The organism is Allobosea sp. CRIB-10, from assembly GCF_900112185.1.
Lineage (GTDB): Bacteria > Pseudomonadota > Alphaproteobacteria > Rhizobiales > Beijerinckiaceae > Allobosea.
Genome location: NZ_FOKP01000010.1, coordinates 63,745 through 82,036, shown reverse-complemented (window position 1 = coordinate 82,036; position 18,292 = coordinate 63,745). Strand labels below are relative to the sequence as shown.

The window sequence follows — 18,292 nt, the reverse complement described above, 5'->3', positions numbered from 1 at the left end:
GCGGGATAATGGTTACCGAGATGTTTCCGGGCGCTTTACGTGCGACCTGCCTTGACGGGCTGTCACCGGACCGTTATAGACCGCCCACTTCAATTTGACTTCCGGTGCTCGCCTGCCGGCACGTCGCGTGTCGGCATTTTGCGTTGAGCATTCGGAGATTTTGGGAACACGATCATGGCCCGCCGTTGCGAACTGACCGGGAAAGCCACCCAGACCGGCCACCTCGTCAGCCACTCGAACCGCAAGACCAAGACGGTCTTCCGGCCGAACCTCGTCAACGTCACGCTGCAGTCGGATGCGCTCGGCCGTTCGGTCCGCCTGCGCGTCTCGGCGAATGCGCTGCGCACCGTCGACCATCGCGGCGGCCTCGACGCCTTCCTGGTCAAGGCTCCGGCCGGCGACCTGTCGACCGGCGCGCTGGCGCTGAAGCGCGACATCGAGAAGAAGCTCGCCGCCAACTGAGCGCGGGTTTCCCTCGGGACTGAACGAAGCGGCCGCAAGGCCGCTTTTTTCGTTGCTGGCTCGCTCGTCATTCTCGGGCGAAGCCAAGCGCAGACCCGAGAATCTCCTGACGAGAAGGCGCTGGTCGAGCCCATTTCGGCCTGAGATGCTCGGGTCAAGCCCGAGCATGACGCGCGCCAATTACTGCACCAGCTCGAACTCCAGCAGCACTGTCCGCTGCAGGAATGTCGAGAAATTGTCGTCCGAGATCAGGGTGATGATGGTCCGCCCGTTCTCCTGGTGGACCGCCATCCCCTCCATATTGTCGATCTCCTGGCCGAGATCGGCCTCGATCAGCAGCGGTCCGTCCAGCTTCGCCCCCGGCCGGATCGTGCTGCCGGCGATGCGGCGGATGCGCAGGCCGACGCCGCGCAGCGGCTTGTACCAGCGCTCCAGCAGCAGCATGTCACCGCCCGGCAGGAAGGCGAGGTCGGTGATGTCGTAGCCGTCGCGGCGGATCACCTGCAGCGTGCCCGGCTGGCGCCCGCCCATGATGAAGCCGGCGGTCGGCTCGTCCTCGCGGCCGGAGCGCTCGGAGATCGCGATCAGCGCACCGGCGAGCGCGTGGCCGGCCGGCAGAACGCCGAGCGCCTCCAGCCCGCGATTGCTCGGCAGGCGCTTCAGCGCGGGCGGCGTCGGCACCAATTGCGCCCGGGCTTCGACGCTGTGACGGGCGAAGTCGAAGCGCAGGATGTCATGGGCGCGCTCGACGCCGATAAAGGCGGTGCCGCCCTGAATGGCGAGCGATTCGGTGTCGTAATAACGCGAGCGGTGCAGCGGCTTGCCGGAGGCCCCGAGAATCGGCGCGAGCTCGGCCTCCTCCAGCCCGGCGAGCTTGCCCTGCTTGCGGCTGATCCTGGCCGTCAGCCAGAAGCCGTTATCAGTGATCGCGACGAGCCGCTCCCCCTCCAGCGAGCGCCAAAGCCCGGAGAAGCCGCCAAAACGGGGATGGCTGCCGGAAAGCTGGAGCCCACCGCGGAAGCTCAGTTGGCCGAAGCGGGACTTCGTGGCGTTACCGGGCTCGAAGCTCGCGATCGGCCGAGCCGAGATGCTGACAGGTATCCGCCCTGGCTCCAGGCTCTGCGCCCGCGCAGGCAGGCTCAGAGCCGCCGCGCCGAGGCCGGCGATCAGGCTGCGGCGGCTCAGGCTCATTGCAGCCGGCGCGAGCCCCGCGAACTTGCCCCGCCGGCATCCTCCTCGAACAATTCCGCCAGCTTCTCGGTCATCACGCCGCCGAGCTCCTCGGCATCGACGATGGTGACGGCACGGCGGTAGTAGCGGGTGACGTCGTGGCCGATGCCGATCGCGATCAGCTCGACCGGCGAGCGCGTCTCGATCTCGGCGATGACATGGCGCAGATGCCGTTCGAGATAGCTGCCGGCATTGACCGAGAGGGTGGAATCGTCGACCGGCGCGCCGTCCGAGATCACCATCAGGATTTTGCGCTGCTCGGAGCGGGCGAGCAGGCGCTTATGCGCCCAGTCGAGCGCCTCGCCGTCGATGTTCTCCTTGAGCAAGCCCTCGCGCATCATCAGCCCGAGATTCTTGCGCGCCCGCCGCCATGGCGCGTCGGCGGCCTTGTAGATGATGTGCCGGAGATCGTTGAGGCGGCCCGGATTGGCCGGCTTGCCCGATTGCAGCCAGGCCTCGCGCGAGAGCCCGCCCTTCCAGGCGCGGGTGGTGAACCCCAGCAGTTCGACCTTGACGCCGCAGCGCTCCAGCGTCCGCGCCAGGATGTCGGCGCAGGTCGCCGCCACCGTGATCGGCCGGCCGCGCATCGAGCCGGAATTGTCGATCAGCAGCGTCACGACCGTATCGCGGAAATTCGTGTCCGATTCCTGCCGGAAGGAGAGCGGCTGGAACGGGTCGATGATGATGCGCGGCAGGCGCGAGGGATCGAGCGCGCCCTCCTCCAGATCGAACTGCCAGGAGCGGTTCTGCTGCGCCATCAGCCGGCGCTGCAGGCGGTTCGCCAGCCGGGCGACGACACCCTGCAGATGCGCCAGCTGCTTGTCGAGATAGGCGCGCAGGCGCGTAAGCTCCTCGGCATCGCAGAGTTCCTCGGCGGTGACGATCTCGTCGAACTTCTGGGTATAGGCCTTGTAGTCGGTCTGCGGCCGGTCGTTGGCGCGGCTCTCGCGCGGCCGCGGTGCTTCGCCGGCCTCCTCGGCTTCGGAATTCTCGTCCTCCTCGTCCCAGTCGCCGGCCGGAGCGTCGGCGGCCTCCGAGGCGCCCTCCTGCAATTCCTCGGCGGCGTCCTCGCTGGTCTCGGTCTCCGAGCGCTCGCCCTGGCTCTGCTGCTCGGCCTCGCCCTCTTCCTGCTGCTGGTCGTCGGAGGACTGGTCCTGATCGTCCTCGTCCTCCTCGGCATCGTCGCCCTGGCTCGACTGCTCGGCCATGTCGAGCGAGACGAGCAGGTCGCGCACGGTGCGGGCGAAGGCGCGCTGGTCCTCGATCGACTTCGCCAGCCGATCGAGATCGTCGCCGGCCTTGGCCTCGATCTGCTCGCGCCAGAGATCGACCAGCTTCTGCGCCGCCTTGGGCGGCTTCAGGCCCGTCAGGCGCTCGCGCACCATCAAAGCGAGCGCATCCTCCAGCGGCGCATCGGCCCGGTCGGTGATCTCCTCATAGCGACCGCCGCGGTGATAGCGGTCCTCCAGCATCGCCGAGATGTTGCCGGAAACGCCGCTCATCCGGCGCGAGCCGACGCTCTCGACCCGGGCCTGCTCGACCGCGTCGAAGACGGCGCGGGCGGCATCGCCTTCGGGCGCGGCGCGGCGGTGGATCGCGGCGTCGTGGCAGGCGAGGCGCAGCGCCATCGAATCGGCATGGCCGCGCAGGATCGCGACGTCGCCCGCAGTGAGCTTGCGCGGCGGCTCCGGCAGGCGAGCGCGCTCGCCGACCAGCGAAGGTTTGTCGGCGGCGAAGACGATCTCCATCTCCGGCTTGCGCGCGATCGCCTTCATCGCGCCCGAGACCGCGCGCTTCAGCGGCTCGGCCGGCGCTTCCTTCGGGGTTCCGGGCTTGCGGTTGGAGATGCTCATAGCGCCTTCATGAAGTGATGGAAGCTCTGGCCGGCGACCGGATAGTCCTCCATGCGGCCGCATTCGCGATAGCCCATGCGGGGATAGAAGCCCGGCGCCTGGATGCTCATCGTGCCCAGATAGACGCCGCGCGCGCCATAGTCGCGCGCCGCCTGCTCGGCCATCGCCAGCAACGCCTCGCCATGGCCGGCACCGCGATGGGCCTGGTCGATCCAGAACAGGTCGACATAGAGCCACTCCCATTTCAGCTCGCCGATGAGGCCGCCGACCATGGCGCCGCTCTCGTCGCGCAGGCTGAGCGCCAGGGGCTCGGCATTGCGCGGGCCGACCCTGGCCTCGTTATGGGCGGCGAGCCCGCGCAGCACGGCCTCGCGCGTCGCGGCGACATCCGTCTCGCGCTGGATCGTGGCCTGCTTGCTGTCGGCGGCGCTCACGGCGTGCTCCTTCAGCGCGCGCGCCCGTCATACATCGTCGGGCTCAACTCGGTTGGCTCGACGCCGGCAAGGCAGCGCGCATTGATCGCAACCATAGGCGTGCCGTCCGGCATCGAACCGCGCGCGAAGGATTCGATGCCGCAGCTCTCGCAGAACAGGTGCTGGATCTTCTGCGTATTGAAGCGGTACTCGGTCAGGGCATCCTCGCCCTTGGTCAGCGCGAAGCTGGTCGCCGGGGAAAAGGCCAGCACGGAGCCGCGGCGCTGGCAGTACGAGCAGTTGCAGGTAATCGTCTGGCCGAGATCGGCCTCGACCTCATAGGCGACCCTGCCGCAGTGACAGCTTCCTTCGTACCGGGCCATGCCAGGCCTCCCGTTGTCAGCTCAGAACGACGTTGACCGCGCTCTCCGGCAGCTCCTTGCCGAAGGAGCGCTGGAAGAACTCCGCCACCAGCGTGCGCTCCATCTCGTCGCACTTGTTGAGGAAGGTGACGCGGAAGGCGAATCCGACATCGCCGCCGAAGATCGCCGCGTTCTCGGCCCAGGTGATGACGGTACGCGGGCTCATCACGGTCGAGAGGTCGCCGTTCATGAAGGCGTTGCGGGTGAGATCGGCGACGCGGACCATCTTGTTGACGATGTCCTTGCCCTCCGGCGAGGCCTGATAGTGCTTCGACTTGGCGAGCACGATCGCGACCTCGTTGTCGTGCGGCAGGTAGTTCAGCGTGGTGACGATCGACCAGCGGTCCATCTGGCCCTGGTTGATCTGCTGGGTGCCGTGATAGAGGCCCGAAGTGTCGCCGAGGCCGACCGTGTTGGCGGTGGCGAACAGCCGGAAGGCAGCGTGCGGACGGATGACGCGCTTCTGGTCGAGCAGCGTCAGCTTGCCCGACTGCTCGAGCACGCGCTGGATCACGAACATCACGTCCGGGCGGCCGGCATCGTACTCGTCGAAGACCAGCGCGATGTTGTTCTGCAGCGCCCAGGGCAGGATGCCGTCCTGGAACTCGGTGATCTGCTTGCCTTCCTTCAGCACGATCGCGTCCTTGCCGACGAGGTCGAGGCGCGAGACGTGGCTGTCGAGGTTGACGCGGACGCAAGGCCAGTTGAGGCGGGCCGCGACCTGCTCGATATGGGTCGACTTGCCGGTGCCGTGATAGCCCGAGATCATCACGCGACGGTTATGGGCGAAGCCGGCGAGGATCGCGATCGTGGTGTCGCGGTCGAAACGGTAGTCCGGATCGAAATCCGGGACGTGGGCCTCGGGCTGCGAATAGGCCGGCACCTCCATGTCGGACTCGATGCCGAAGACCTGACGCACCGACAATTTCATGTCGGGCATGCCGGGGGCGGAGGCAGTCGTCGTTGTCATCATTCTTCTCCGGGCGCAGGACAGGGGCCGGTAAAGACCCGGTGTCCTCGTGAGCCGACCGAAAGGGAGGCGTGTACAACCTCCTTAGATCGAAAGCTTTGGGCCGGCAATTCGCAAGAGGCATGCCGTCCCTTCGCCGGCATGCATTCACGCACGGCTCAGGCGCGGCTCGCGAGCAGCCTGGCGATAGCGGCGACGGCGCCGGCTGCGCCGTCCAGATCGACCCGCGCGGCCGGCGGCGCGCCCTGCACCAGCGCTGCTTCGATCGCACAAGCCAGTGCCTGCGGCCCTTCGGCAAGTGTCACGACGCGCGCCAGCCCGGCCCGTTCCAGCGCCGCAGCGCGCAGGGCCTGCTCGGTCTCGTTGCCGGCGTCGAAGGGAACGAGCAGCGCCGGCCGCCCGGCCTGTAACAGGTCGAGCACCGTATTGTAGCCCGCCTGGCTGATCGACAGCGAGCAGGCGGCGAGCAGCGCCGGGAAATCCGGGCGCGCCCATTCGACCCTGGCGTTGTCAGGAGCCGATTGTCGCAGGGCGGTAAAGTCGGCCTCCGAGATGCCGCGGCCGATCAGCAGATGGAAGGGCCGCTGCGGCAGCAGCCGCGCCGCGGCGAGCGTGGCCTTGAACAGCGGCAGGGCTGCCGCCGAGCCGCCGCCGGAAACGAGGATCGTCCGCGACGACTCTGCTGGGGTCCCCGGCAATGCGGGGGGTTCCGCCAGATAGCCGGTATAGACCAGCTTAACGGCGATCTCCGGTGTCACCGGCCAGGAGGCTTCGAGCGGCAGGACTTGTGGGTCGCCATGCACCAGCACCGCATCGAACAGCGTCGCGATCCGCTCGGCCGTCTCGGCCAATCGTTCCGGGCGAAGCGGCGCGACCAGCACGTCGCGAATCGAAGCCAGCACAAGTACGCCCGACCTGGCCGCCTTCGCAGCCTCGATCAGCGCCAGGAACTCGCCAGCGAGCTGGCGTCGGCCGAACGGGAAATGTTCGGTGACGACGATATCCGGCGAAAGCTGGCGCGCCAGTGCGACCAGTTGCTCGCACCGTGCGGCCAGTCGCTCCGACGTAGCGGCCTTTCCGTCCTCGTCGAGCAGATTGCGGAAATCCGTGCCTTGCGTGCGCACCGGCGGCAATTGCACGAAACGATAAACCGCTGCCGCCTTGCCGTCCGGCATGCCACCGCTGGCGAGCGTAACCTCATGGCCCGCCGCGGCCAGTGCCCGCGCCAGCTGCCTCGCCCGCACGAGATGGCCGATCCCGAGCAGATGCGTGACCGTGATCAGGATGCTCGCGCTCATGACGCGGCGGCGCCCTTGCCGGCGACCGCCTCGCGCAGCGCCCGATACACCCGCTCCAGCCCGGCTTGCGCCGAGAACTCGGTCCTCAGCCTGTTGAAGGCCGCGTCGCCGAGTTTCGCGCGCCATTGCGGATCGCGGGCGAGCCCGTCCAGGGCCTTGGCCAAGGCTGTGACATCGCTCGGCCGCAACAATAGTCCCTCACGGCCATGCTGCACGAATTCCGGGATGCCGGCGAAATCGGTCGCCACGATCGGCAGGGCCTGGCTAGCCGCCTCCATCACCACATTGGGCAGGCCGTCGCGATCGCCATTCTCCGCCTGCTTCGAAGGCAGGACGAAGAGATCGGCCTCGCGCAGCGCCGCGACCACCGCATCCTGCGCCTGCGGTCCGCGCCACTCGATCCGCGTGGCGAGCCCCAACGTCTCGGCCTGCGCCTTCAAGACGGCGAGCATCTCGCCCCCGCCGATATGGACGAGCCGCCAGTTCAGCTCGGCCGGCAGGATCGCCAGCGCCGCGAGCAGGTCGTCGAACCCCTTCTTTGCCACCGCCCGCCCGATGGTGATGAACCGCACCGGCTCAGTCGGATCTGAGCCGTCGCGCGGCGCGCGCGCCTCGGGCGGAGCCGGAAAGCGTGCGAGATCGAGCCCGTGATAGAGCAGCGCCACCTTGTCTGCCCGCTCGGCGAGGCGGGTAAGCTCGGCATGGCCGTCGCGGGTGCAGGTCACGCCCCAGCGCGCATCAGCGATCTTCTCGCGCTTCTCCCAGTCCGGCGTCGTCCAGATGTCCTTGGCATGGGCCGAGAATGACCAGGTCAGGCCCCGGCTCAATGCCGCGTAGCGGATCACCGAGGCCGGCGTGTGCAGGTAGTGCACATGGAGATGGCGCGTGCTTGCCGGCAACTCATGGGCCATCACGCAGGCCTGGCCGAAGCGGCGCAGCCGGTTGCGCGTGCGGTCTCGGGACAGGTCGCGAAGGAAGACACCTAGCAGCCTGATGATGCTCGGCCGCGCGAAGGCGCTGACGATGCCGCGCAGCACGCGCGGCCAGTCGTCGTGCAGATACTCCGGCAGATAATGCAGCGGCGCCGCGATCTCCTTGTGCATCGTGTGCCGCGCGCCGTCGGTCGGATGACGCAGCGACCAGATCGCGAAGGGCAGACCGAGCCGCTGCAGGCCGAGCAGTTCCTGGGCGATGAAGGTCTCCGACAGGCGCGGATAGCCCTTCATCGCGATCGCGACCGCCGGCCCCTCGGCCCCCTCGGTGCTCATCTGCGGCCGATCAGCATGAAACGGGTGTAGTTCTTGCTCGGCAGCGCCCCGGAAAACCACAGTTCCGACAGCCCCACCTGTTCCTTGAAGGCGTCGAGCGCAGGCACGCAGCTGCGATGATCCGGCTCGCGAAAATAATCGTTCGATTGCAGCAGCAGCGGCAATCCGGCGGGCAGGCCGGCGATCCAGCCGGGCACGTCGTCGAGGTGCTCGCAGCTGGTGTTGATCACCAGCCCAGGCTGTCCGCCCTCGGCGCGCTCGAAATCGAGGCCCATCATGTCGGCCGTCACCGCCCGGAAACGCCCGGACGCGACATGGCGGTGATTCAGGATCTCGGCGATCGGCGCGCAATCCGGATCAATGTCGAGGCTCACCACGCGCGGGATCGTGAGACGATCGTCGGCGAGCAGCATCGCCCCGAGCACGCCATGCCAGGCGCCGAGCACCCAGACGGGTCCATCCGGCTTCGGCAAGACCTCGGCAAGACTGTCGACCAGCCAGCGCTTCGAAGCGATCTGCTTGTGGTTGAAGGCGATCGATAGATCGGACGGCGCCCCCTTGCCGACGAGCCGAGCCAGATCGGCGACGATCGCATCGCCGGTCAGGGCTGCGACGCCGCGCAGGATATCGTAGAGAGCGTCGGCGGGTAGCGCGCTGGACATGCGGACAAAGGCTGAAGGATGAAAACCGGGGATCAGGCGGAACGCGGCGGACCATATGCACTGTCATCGGCAAAGGCCAGTGCAGCCGAGCCCGACGTTCTGCTGCCGCATCTGGCCTCCCCGGCCGCGGCGTTGCGCCAGGTTCTGGCCGCTCATCTCTTGCGGCGCTGCGATCACATCATCGAGATCGGCGGCGCCGGACTGCCGATCACCGGCTACATCACGCATCGGCCTGTCTCCGTCACCGTCATCGATCCGAAGATCGTCCCCTTCGCCGAGGAGAGCTTGAACGGCGCGCCGTGCCGGGTGCGCCATGTCCAGGCCAAGCTCCAGCAGCTCGACCTCGAAGCGCCGCAATCGCCGTTCGGCCTGGTGCTGCTCGGCTTGTCGCTCAAACCGTTCGGCGACGGCGAGGCGATCGACGCAAGGCTGCTGGCACTCGTGCGTGCCGCCGACGTGCTGATCCTGGAACATGCGCACAGCCTCGAGCGCGTGCGCGGCCAGGTGCCGGCCCTGTTGGCAGAGCGCCAGGATCGGCCGGCGATCGACCTCGACTTGACCATCAACGATGCTGCGCTGGTTCAGGCCGGCTATCAGCGCAGGCGCTTCCTCGCCTTCGGCGCGTTCTGACGCTCAGACCGGCTTTTCTTCGACGACCGCCGTCGGCGCGCCGCGGCCATCGTCACGCGCCTCGTCAGCTCGCGGATCGCCAGCCGGCGTGCTGCCGAAGCCGTAGACCTGCATCGGCTTGTCGCGGCCTTTGACCGCGATCTTGTGCGGAACGGTGTCGCGATAGCTGCGGCCGGTCGCGCTCACCGTCTCGGCGGAGACGACGATGTCGGACAAGAGCCGCCGCGTCGCCGCCTCGAGCTGGCTCGCGATCATCACCGTCTCGCCGACGGTGATCTCGCGCCGCCCCATGCTCTCGTTCTCGACCGCGCCTACGATCGCCTGGCCGCCATGGATGCCGATGCCGATGCGCAGCGGCAGTGGCAGGGCGTTGGTGTATTCGCGGTTGAGCGCCTCGACGGCGCGCACCATGTCGCCGCCCGCCGCGATCGCCGCCGCGCCAGCCCGCGCCGGCGTCGTCTCCAGCCCGAACACCGCCATCAGCCCGTCGCCATAGATCGCCTCGATCCGCCCGCCATGCGCCGCGATCGCCTGGGACATCTCGTCGTAGAAGCGGTTGAGCAGGTTCATCAGCTCATGCGGCAATTGCCGCTCGGAGAGCGCGGTGAAGGCCCTGAGGTCAGCGACCATCACCGTCAGCCCTTTCTTGCCGATCCGGTCGTCGGGGTCGATGGCGCCGCTCGGGCCGGCGCCGCGCTGTTTGGCGGCGAGCAGGATCTGGACCTGCAGGTCGCGCTTCGGCCTGATCTGGCAGGCAAGCCGGACATGGTCGCCGGCCGAGATCCGGCGCAGCAGCCGCGCCTCGTTCGGGCCGGGTGGCGGCAGGTCGTCGGCGCCGTCGAGCACCAGCACGCGGCAGGTGGCGCAGCGCGCCCGTCCGCCGCAGAGCGCCGCATGGGGAATGCCGAAGCGCCGGAAGATCTCGAGCAGGGTCGGGCCCGGAATGACCCGGCGCACGCCATGGCCGACGAAGCGCACCGCGATCGCGCCGAGCGCGCGTGCCCGAAGCTCGCGCAGCACGACGAAGCCGGCGAAGCCGCCGATCAGGCCGAAGAAGGCGCGCTTGGCCCAGGTCACGTTCAGGTTGAACATGTCGACCTGCTGGGCGGTGTAGAGCTCGGGCGGCAGCGCCATCATCTGCGCCTCGCGCCCCGCCACCGAAAAACCGATGATGGCGAGCAGCGGGATCAGGATCGCGACCAGCAGGAACGGATCGCGCCAGCGCGCATAGGTCTCGCGCGCCCGGAAGGTGAAATGCAGGCCGATGACGCCATGAGTCCAGACCAGCAGCAGCAGCAGGCTCTGCGACAGGGCAAGGCCGGGCCAGAGCCGCCGCAGAACCGCGTGATAGCTCTCGTCCTGACCGAACAGTGAGCCCTGCACCCGGGTGCCGACGATATGGTCGATCAGGAGGACGGGAATCGCGACGCCGAGCACGATCTGGACGACTTCGCGCGCCGGCATCCGGAAGGTGCGCCGCTGCGCCACGCGCAGCAGGGCGAAGACCGGATGAACGATCAGCGAGCCGTAGAGCGCGACCGTGCCGATCCAGCTATGCCAGAACCAGTAGCGCCAGTCCTGCACAGCCTCCATCGTCGCGACGCCGAAGATGCCGAGCGCGTGGTTGAGGAAATGCGTGGTCGCGAAGACCATCAGGATGCAGCCCGAGACGAAGCGCACGTCGCGGCTCCAGGACGACATCTGGTCGAAGCCGGAACTCACAGGCCTGCCTCCCGCTGGCGCGCTCGGAACCGCCGTCATCGGCGCCCCCGGCGCTTCAATGTGTCTTCTCGCCATGCAGGACGGAGTCCGCCAGCCGGTAGAGCCGGCCGGCGAGGTCGCGCGACAGGGCGACCGAGAACTCCGGGATGTTGTCGAGCAGTTCGAAGAACAATGTCCGCGGCAGGCGCAGCGCCACCACGTCGGTCTTGGCGGTGGACCGCGCCGCATAGGTCTGGTTGCAGAGCAGCGGCACGTCGCCGATCAGGCTGCCGCTCGCGAGCCGGAAGGTCTTTGACGGTCCTTCCGGCGCCTCATGCGACAGCTCGACCTCGCCTTCCAGCACGCAATAGACCTCCTCCGGCTTGTCGCCCTCTTCGGTGATGACGGTGCCGGCCGGGAAATGCAGCCGCTCGCCCATCAAGGCGAGCAGCTTCAGCCGCGGCCCCGGCAGCCCGCGGAACAGGGGGATCGACTTCAGGCAGCCTATATCGCTCTCGAGCGTCATGTCCTTGCCTCGATCGGAACAGCGCCGTTGAGGCTCGGCAGCCCGTCCTGCAGCTCATCCACCTCGTCGACGGTTCCGTTCCTGCTGCTCACCCGGGCCACGGTTCCATTGAATAGGATCTGCTCAGGGATATCGGCAGCCAACCCCTGGTCGGTCAAGAGCAGGAAGGTCGTTCTGTCCTGGCAATAGCTGCCGATCCGGCGGATCAGGCTGCCTGGATCGGGGCAGGTCACGGCGAAGGCGTCGAGGTCGAGCACCAGAATGTCGGGCCGCTTGATCAGCGCCTGCGCCAGCGGCACCATCAGCCGCAGCCGCAACGGCAGATAGCGCCCGCGCAGACCGACATCGGTGCCCAGCCCGAGACGGTAGGCGGACGAATCGAGACCGGCGCGCGAGAGCGCCGCCCTTGCGATCTCCGCCACCTTGCGCCCGGCATCGGGCACGCCGAAGCCGATACGTCCGAACAGCAGGTTGTCGCGCACGCTCGCGCCGTGGATCACGTCGGCGGGATCGTAGAACTCGATCTCGTCGGCCTTCTCGCCCGGCAGATAGGTCTTGAAGCTGTGCCGGGCGCGCAGCACCCGCCGCCGCAGCGCGATGTCGAGCAGGTTCAGCCTATGCTTGGGCTCGACATAGCCGAGCGCCAGCGCGACCAGCTCGCGCTGCACGGTGGGATCGAGCGGGCTGCGCCGATCATGCCGCCGCAGCGCCTCGGCGAGCTCGCCGAGCTTCTCGAGATCGACCTCGCCGCCGAAGGCGTAGCGCTCGAACAGGACATGGCCCTGGGGCAGGCCGGCGAAGATCTCGACCAGGGTCGAGGCAATGCGCCCGCCGATCTCGGCCAGCGGCTCATCCAGCGCCTCGGCCTGCAGCACCGAGCGGGCATAGGCGTCCTCGAGCAGGAAATCGGCCGGCTGGCGGCCATTGCGCATGGCGCCGAAGACCAGGTTCTCGGCGATCGTCGCATTGGCGTTGTAGCGGTCGAGATCGAAGGTCTCGATCAGGCCGCCGAGCTTGGTCTTGGTCAATTCGGCGGCGACCACTTTGCGTGCCTCGATAATGCGCTCGGCTGCTCCCTCGGGCAGGGGCGCGATCACCTTGGCGTCGAGGCCGAGCTCATAGACTTCGTCGGCGCAGCCGAGCGTGTCGAGCACGGCGAGCAGGCGCTCCTCCAGCCCCTCCTCGCCCTCGAGCCCGACGCCCTCGTAGTCGGTCCAGTCCGCGGTGAACGGAAGCGGAGAGTTTCCAGCCCGCAGCGCCTCGATGAAGCGGCGATGCTCCTCCTGGTCGACGCTCCGATCCGGCTTGACCACCGGCCGTCTGCGCTTCAGCGGCAGCAAGATGTTGTCGCGCAGCGAGCCGTTGATGATCTCGATCTCCGGACCGGCATAGCCGATCAGATGGCTGGCGCGCTCGACGCTGATCGCTGCAAGCGGCTCGCCATCGATCAGGATGCGGCCGCTATAGCTCATCGTCTGCCGGCCGAGGATGCGGCCGAGCGTGTCCCGGCCGCCGCCGGCCGGCCCGATCAGCGCGACCTCGCCCGGCCGGCGCAGCGTCAGGCTCAGCGGTGACAGCAGTGGCTGGCCGCGATTGTCGACCATCTCGACCTTGTCGAGCCGGATCTCGCCGCGCGGAGGCAGCGGCACGATCTCGCCCTTCTCCTCCAGCAGGACCACGTCGGTCGGGCTGAACTGCTGGATCACCTGTTCGTATTTGATGGTGACGTCGTTGCGCTGCTGCTCCCAGTCGATCAGCTCCTTGATCGGCGGCGGCAGGTCGCGATAGGCCGCGATGACCGCGACCAGCTGGCCGATGTCGAGCCGGCCCTGCAGGGCGAAGAAGCCGCCGATCGCGTAGAAGAAGAACGGCGTGATCTGCGCCATCAGGTTGTTCAGGAACTTGACGGCGAATTTGCGCTTGTAGAGCGCATAGCGGATGTCGAACAGCGCTCCCAGCCGCCCGGCGATGTCCGACTGGATATAGGAGGTCGCGCCGTTGCCCTGGATGGTGGGCCCGGCATCGACGATCTCGCCGATCCGGCCCGCGAGCTGGCGCGAGGCGATCTGGCGCTCGCGGCCGAGCCTGAGCTGCTCCTTGCGCAGGATCGGGATGATCACCGCCTGCATCAGCACGATGACCAGCGCGATCGAGCCGAGCCAGACGCTCTGCATCATGATGAAGGCGAGCGCGGTCAGGGCTTGGCTGAGCAGGAACGCCGGCTGGATGAAGGCGTCGCCGACGAAGCTGCCGATCGGCTCGACCTCGTCCTTGATCATGCTCGCCACCTCGGCCGGCTTGACCGAGCGGATTTCCTCAGGCCGGAAGCGCATCAGCTGGCCGAACAGATCGTAGCGCATGCGCCGGAGCATGCGCTCGCCCAGCACGCCCTTCTGCAGGTTGACGACGTATTTGAAGCCGCCGTTGATCAGGACGAGGGCAAGGAAGTAGAAGCTCAGCGTCAGGAGCAGGCCGACCTGACTGACCTTGAAGCCCTCGAAGAGCTGGACGCTGCCGCCGCCGAGAAACTCCGGCCAATGCAGCGTCCAGTCGAACACCGTCGCCGTCGTCTTGCCGTCCTTGAAGGCGCCACCCTGGATCGCATCGTTGACGATGCGCTTGGGCACGTCGAAGGACAGCCAGTTGAACGGGATCGAGGCGAGGATCACCAGCAGAACAATGATCTGCTCCCGGCGGCTCTTCTGCCAGACGTAACGGAAGAGGCTTCTCTCCAAGGGGCTTTCCCATCCCGCATCCGGACGCGCGGACACTGTGCCGGTTCGCCCCCATATGTGGGCAGTTCACGACAGGGCGCAACAAGCTGCGGGACTCGACAAGTCCGGTAATTTCAAGTTCGGTCGGGTGAGGCGGCGCGTCGGGAGCGCCCGCCATGTTACAAGGTCGTCATCGAGACAGGACAAGGACGGAGGGAGGGACGGACGGACGAAAGCGCCGCGTGACGGCGAAAGGCGAAACGTTCGGTGGCAAAGGGATCCGGATGACGGCGTCGATCGTTGGTCCGGCAACGCGAACATCAGGGGACGACGGCGTCAGCCGCAGATGAACATTCTCGAGATCAACGACCTGCGGATCGGCTTCACCATTCACGGCTTCGCTCGCGATGTCGTGAAGGGGGTCGATTTCCGCATTCCGGCCGGCAAGACCGTTGCGCTCGTCGGCGAGTCCGGCTCGGGCAAATCGGTGATCTCGCAGGCGATCATGGGCCTGTTGCCGCGCGCCGGCGCCATCACCGGCGGCAGCATCCTGTTCCGCGATCCGCAGACGCCCGACGCCGTGATCGACATCGCCACACTGCCGGCCGAGGGCAAGGAGATCCGCGATCTGCGCGGCGGCCGGATCGGCATGATCTTCCAGGAGCCGATGTCCTCGCTCTCGCCGGTCCACACGATCGGCAACCAGATCGAGGAGGCGCTGCTGCTGCACCGGCCGATGCCGAAGCCGGAGGCGCGCGCCCTGATCGAGGCGATGCTGAAGCGGGTCGGCTTCAAGGACCCGGTCCGCGCCTACGATTTCTATCCTTTCGAGCTCTCGGGCGGCCTGCGCCAGCGCGCCATGCTCGCCATGGCGCTGATCTGCCAGCCGGCGCTATTGATCGCCGACGAGCCGACGACGGCGCTCGACGTCACCATCCAGGCCCAGGTGCTCGACCTGATGCGCGATCTCCAGGCCGAGATGGGCATGGCGATCCTGCTGATCACCCATGATCTCGGCGTCGTCGCCAACATGGCCGACGAGGTCGTGGTGATCTACCATGGCGAGATCATGGAGAGCGGACCGGCCGAGGACATCTTCCGCCGCCCGCAGCATCCCTATCTCAAGGCCCTGCTCCAGGCCTCGCCGCATTTCGACATGCAGGAGGGCGAGCGGCTGGTCGCTTTGCGCGAGGCGCGCCCGCGGGCACCCGCAGCGCCCAAATCGGCACCGGTCCAGCCCGGCGCCGCGCAGCAGGCGCCGCTGCTCTCCGTGCGGCATGTCACCAAGACCTACACGACCCATTCGAGCCGCTTCTTCGGCAAGGGCACCACCTCGACCGTCACCGCCGTCAACGATGTCAGCTTCGACATCGAGCGTGGCGAATGCCTCGGCCTGGTCGGCGAGAGCGGCTGCGGCAAGACCACGCTCAGCAAGGTGATCATGCGGGCGTTGACGCCCGATTCCGGCGAGCTCCGCTTCGACGACGGCAAGGACTGCACCGACATCCTCTCGTTGCAGGGCGAGGAGTTGCGCCGTTTCCGCCCGAAGCTGCAGATGATCTTCCAGGACCCGGTCTCTTCCCTCTCGCCGCGCATGACCGTGATGAACATCCTGCGTGAGCCGCTCATCATCCATGAACGCGGCGACGGCGCCGAGCAGAAGGCCCGGGTCAAGGCGCTGATGGACGATGTCGGGCTCGATCAGCGCTTCCTCTCACGCTATCCGCATTCCTTCTCCGGTGGCCAGCGCCAGCGCATCGGCATCGCCCGGGCGCTCGCGCTCGATCCGGAGCTGATCATCTGCGACGAGCCGGTCTCGGCGCTGGACGTCTCGGTCCAGGCGCAGATCCTCAATCTGCTCAAGGACCTACAGGCCGAGCGCGGCCTGACCTTCCTGTTCATCTCCCACAATCTCGCGGTGGTGAACTATATGGCCGACCGTATCGCGGTGATGGCGAACGGGCGCATCGTCGAGCTCGCGCCGCGCCACACCCTGTTCACCGCGCCGGTCCATCCCTACACCAAGGCGCTCCTGAAATCGGTGCCCTTCGCCGATCTCGACCGCAAGCTCGACTTCAAGCTGGCCGCGCCTGGCGGCGCCTCCGACACGCGGCACTGGCCGGCCGGCTTCAAGCCCGATCCTGAGGGCGAGGCGCTCACCCATCTCGACCTCGGCGCCGGCCATCTCGTCCTCGCCAAGCCAGGCGCCGATGTCAGGGAGTTCGCCTGATGCGGATCGCACGCAGGAGTTTTCTCCTCGGAACCGGTGCGGCCCTCCTCGCGCCGCGCTTCGGTCTCGCCGGCGTCGAGACGCTGATCGACAGCCCTGCGCTCGCCGATCAGGTCGCGGCGGGCAAACTGCCTGCTCTTGCCGAGCGCCTGCCGACATCGCCGCGTTTGATCGAGGTGGCGGCGATGGGTCGCGCGCCCGGCCGGCATGGCGGCACCATGCGCATGCTGATGGGCGACCAGCGCGACATCCGCATGATGACGATCTACGGCTACACCCGCCTCGTCGTCTATGACGACAAGCTCGAGCTGGCGCCGGATGTGCTGGAGAGCTACGAGGCCGAGCAGGGCCGCATCTTCACCTTGCGCCTGCGCCCCGGCCATCGCTGGTCGGACGGACATCCCCTCACCGCCGAGGACTTCCGTTACTGGTGGGAGGACGTCGCCAACAACAAGCGTCTTTCGCCGGGCGGGCCACCGCAGGCCATGGTGATCAGCGGCGAGAAACCCAGCTTCGAGATTCTCGATCCGCAGACGATCCGCTATTCCTGGTCGCAGCCGAATCCGGTCTTCCTGCCCGCGCTCGCCGGCGCCCAGCCGCTCTACATCGCCATGCCGGCGCACTACTTGAAGCAGTTCCACCAGCGCTATGCCGGCAAGGAGGAGCTCAAGCAGAAGGTCAAGACGGCCCGCGTCAAGGATTGGGGCTCGCTGCACGAGCGCTTCTCGCGCCAGTACCGGCCGGAGAATCCCGACCTGCCGACGCTCGACCCCTGGCGCAACACGACCAGCATTCCCGCCGAGCGCTTCACCTTCGTTCGCAATCCCTATTTCCATCGGGTCGACGAGAATGGCCGGCAGTTGCCCTATGTCGACGAGGTCACGCTGACCATCGGCAGCTCGTCCCTGATCCCGGCCAAGACCGCTGCCGGCGACACCGATCTGCAGGCCCGCTATCTGCGCTTCGAGGACTACACCTTCCTCAAGAGCGCCGCGAAGCGGATGAACTTCGAGGTCAAGCTGTGGAAGCGGGCCGAGGGCGCCTCGTTTGCGCTGATGCCCAATCTCAACGCGATCGATCCGGTCTGGCGCGACCTCAACCGCGATCTGCGCTATCGCCGCGCGCTCTCGCTGGCGATCAATCGCCGCGACATCAACCGCGTCATCTTCTTCGGGCTCGCCAAGGAGAGCGGCAACACCGCGCTGCCAGAAAGCCCGCTCTATGACGAGACGCTGGCGAAGCTCAACATGACGCCGGACCTGGCCGAGGCCAACCGCCTGCTCGACGAGATCGGTCTCTCCAAGCGCGACGGCGAGAAGATCCGCCTGTTTCCGGATGGACGGCGCCTCGAATTCACCATCGAGACTGCCGGCGCCTCGACCGAGGAGACCGACATCCTCGACCTGATCAAGCAGGATTTCATCGCGATCGGCATCAAGATCCACCCGCGCTCGAGCCAGCTCGACGTCTTCCGCCGCCGCATCCTCGCCGGCCAGACGATCATGTCCGGCTGGACCGGCATGGACAATGCGCTGGTCGCCGCCGAGATGGAGCCCGACGCTTTGGCGCCGACCTCGCCGAGCCAGTTCAACTGGCCGCGCTGGGGCCAGTATTTCGAGAGCGGCGGCCGCGAGGGCGAGGCCCCCGACATTGCCGAGGCGAAGGAGCTCGTCGCGCTCTACCGGGCCTGGCGGCATTCGACCACGCATCAGGAGCGCCGGGAGATCTGGCAGCGGATGCTGAAGATCAACGCCGAGCAGCTGTTCACCATCGGCGTCGTCAACGCGACGCTGCAACCCGTCGTCGTTTCCACTCGGTTGAAGAACGTGCCCGACAAAGGGCTTTACAGTTTCGAGCCCGGCGCCTTCTTCGGCCGCTACATGCCCGACACCTTCTGGTTCGAGGGGAAGTAG

At 67.4% G+C, this 18,292-nt stretch carries 15 protein-coding genes; 4 read left to right on the top strand and 11 right to left on the bottom strand.

Features of this window, described 5'->3' with window-relative positions; translation table 11 throughout:
- The first annotated feature begins 174 nt into the window (after positions 1-174).
- Positions 175-462 (top strand): 50S ribosomal protein L28, encoded by a 288-nt coding sequence (gene rpmB / locus BMZ69_RS14485; protein ID WP_092157685.1) that lies wholly within the window; start codon positions 175-177, stop codon positions 460-462.
- A 180-nt stretch (positions 463-642) separates the two neighbouring features.
- Here rpmB and BMZ69_RS14480 read toward each other — a convergent pair whose 3' ends face one another.
- The 8 genes from BMZ69_RS14480 to BMZ69_RS14445 all read right to left on the bottom strand — a co-directional run bounded on the left by BMZ69_RS14480 (position 643) and on the right by BMZ69_RS14445 (position 8,578).
- Complete coding sequence (locus BMZ69_RS14480; protein ID WP_092157683.1) at positions 643-1,653, bottom strand: esterase-like activity of phytase family protein; 1,011 nt, start codon at positions 1,651-1,653, stop codon at positions 643-645.
- On the bottom strand, positions 1,650-3,545 hold the full coding sequence (gene cobT / locus BMZ69_RS14475) for a cobaltochelatase subunit CobT (RefSeq protein ID WP_092157681.1): 1,896 nt from the start codon (positions 3,543-3,545) through the stop codon (positions 1,650-1,652). The genes BMZ69_RS14480 and cobT overlap by 4 nt, the downstream gene beginning before the upstream one ends.
- Positions 3,542-3,979: a GNAT family N-acetyltransferase gene (locus tag BMZ69_RS14470; protein WP_092157679.1), complete on the bottom strand. Its 438-nt coding sequence runs from the start codon at positions 3,977-3,979 to the stop codon at positions 3,542-3,544. The genes cobT and BMZ69_RS14470 overlap by 4 nt, the downstream gene beginning before the upstream one ends.
- An 11-nt stretch (positions 3,980-3,990) precedes the next feature.
- Positions 3,991-4,341, bottom strand: coding sequence for a GFA family protein (locus tag BMZ69_RS14465; protein WP_092157677.1), 351 nt, complete (start codon positions 4,339-4,341; stop codon positions 3,991-3,993).
- A gap of 16 nt (positions 4,342-4,357) precedes the next feature.
- Positions 4,358-5,350 carry a cobaltochelatase subunit CobS gene (cobS, locus tag BMZ69_RS14460; protein ID WP_092157880.1) on the bottom strand — a complete coding sequence of 331 codons (993 nt, stop codon included), beginning with the start codon at positions 5,348-5,350 and terminating at the stop codon, positions 4,358-4,360.
- A gap of 158 nt (positions 5,351-5,508) precedes the next feature.
- Positions 5,509-6,648, bottom strand: a complete 1,140-nt coding sequence (locus tag BMZ69_RS14455) for a glycosyltransferase family protein (RefSeq protein WP_092157675.1) — start codon at positions 6,646-6,648, stop codon at positions 5,509-5,511.
- The gene (locus BMZ69_RS14450) at positions 6,645-7,916 is read right to left on the bottom strand and encodes a glycosyltransferase family 4 protein (RefSeq protein ID WP_092157673.1); all 1,272 of its coding nucleotides are present in this window, start codon (positions 7,914-7,916) and stop codon (positions 6,645-6,647) included. Before BMZ69_RS14450 ends, BMZ69_RS14455 begins: the two co-directional genes overlap by 4 nt.
- Positions 7,913-8,578, bottom strand: a complete 666-nt coding sequence (locus BMZ69_RS14445; protein ID WP_092157671.1) for a hypothetical protein — start codon at positions 8,576-8,578, stop codon at positions 7,913-7,915. Before BMZ69_RS14445 ends, BMZ69_RS14450 begins: the two co-directional genes overlap by 4 nt.
- 18 nt (positions 8,579-8,596) lie before the next feature.
- Between BMZ69_RS14445 and BMZ69_RS14440 the strand changes: the two genes are divergently transcribed.
- The gene (locus tag BMZ69_RS14440) at positions 8,597-9,208 is read left to right on the top strand and encodes a hypothetical protein (RefSeq protein WP_092157669.1); all 612 of its coding nucleotides are present in this window, start codon (positions 8,597-8,599) and stop codon (positions 9,206-9,208) included.
- A 3-nt stretch (positions 9,209-9,211) separates the two neighbouring features.
- Here the strand turns inward: BMZ69_RS14440 and BMZ69_RS14435 are convergent, their stop codons facing one another.
- From BMZ69_RS14435 to BMZ69_RS14425, 3 genes are read right to left on the bottom strand one after another with little or no spacing between them, the layout of a single operon-like run.
- Positions 9,212-10,930 carry an adenylate/guanylate cyclase domain-containing protein gene (locus tag BMZ69_RS14435; RefSeq protein ID WP_175506806.1) on the bottom strand — a complete coding sequence of 573 codons (1,719 nt, stop codon included), beginning with the start codon at positions 10,928-10,930 and terminating at the stop codon, positions 9,212-9,214.
- Positions 10,931-10,985: 55 nt separating this feature from the next.
- The gene (locus BMZ69_RS14430; RefSeq protein WP_091838059.1) at positions 10,986-11,435 is read right to left on the bottom strand and encodes a cyclic nucleotide-binding domain-containing protein; all 450 of its coding nucleotides are present in this window, start codon (positions 11,433-11,435) and stop codon (positions 10,986-10,988) included.
- Positions 11,432-14,170, bottom strand: a complete 2,739-nt coding sequence (locus BMZ69_RS14425; RefSeq protein ID WP_139219055.1) for an ABC transporter transmembrane domain-containing protein — start codon at positions 14,168-14,170, stop codon at positions 11,432-11,434. The genes BMZ69_RS14430 and BMZ69_RS14425 overlap by 4 nt, the downstream gene beginning before the upstream one ends.
- 325 nt (positions 14,171-14,495) lie before the next feature.
- Between BMZ69_RS14425 and BMZ69_RS14420 the strand changes: the two genes are divergently transcribed.
- Complete coding sequence (locus BMZ69_RS14420) at positions 14,496-16,379, top strand: ABC transporter ATP-binding protein (RefSeq protein WP_092157663.1); 1,884 nt, start codon at positions 14,496-14,498, stop codon at positions 16,377-16,379.
- Positions 16,379-18,292 carry an ABC transporter substrate-binding protein gene (locus BMZ69_RS14415; protein ID WP_092157661.1) on the top strand — a complete coding sequence of 638 codons (1,914 nt, stop codon included), beginning with the start codon at positions 16,379-16,381 and terminating at the stop codon, positions 18,290-18,292. The genes BMZ69_RS14420 and BMZ69_RS14415 overlap by 1 nt, the downstream gene beginning before the upstream one ends.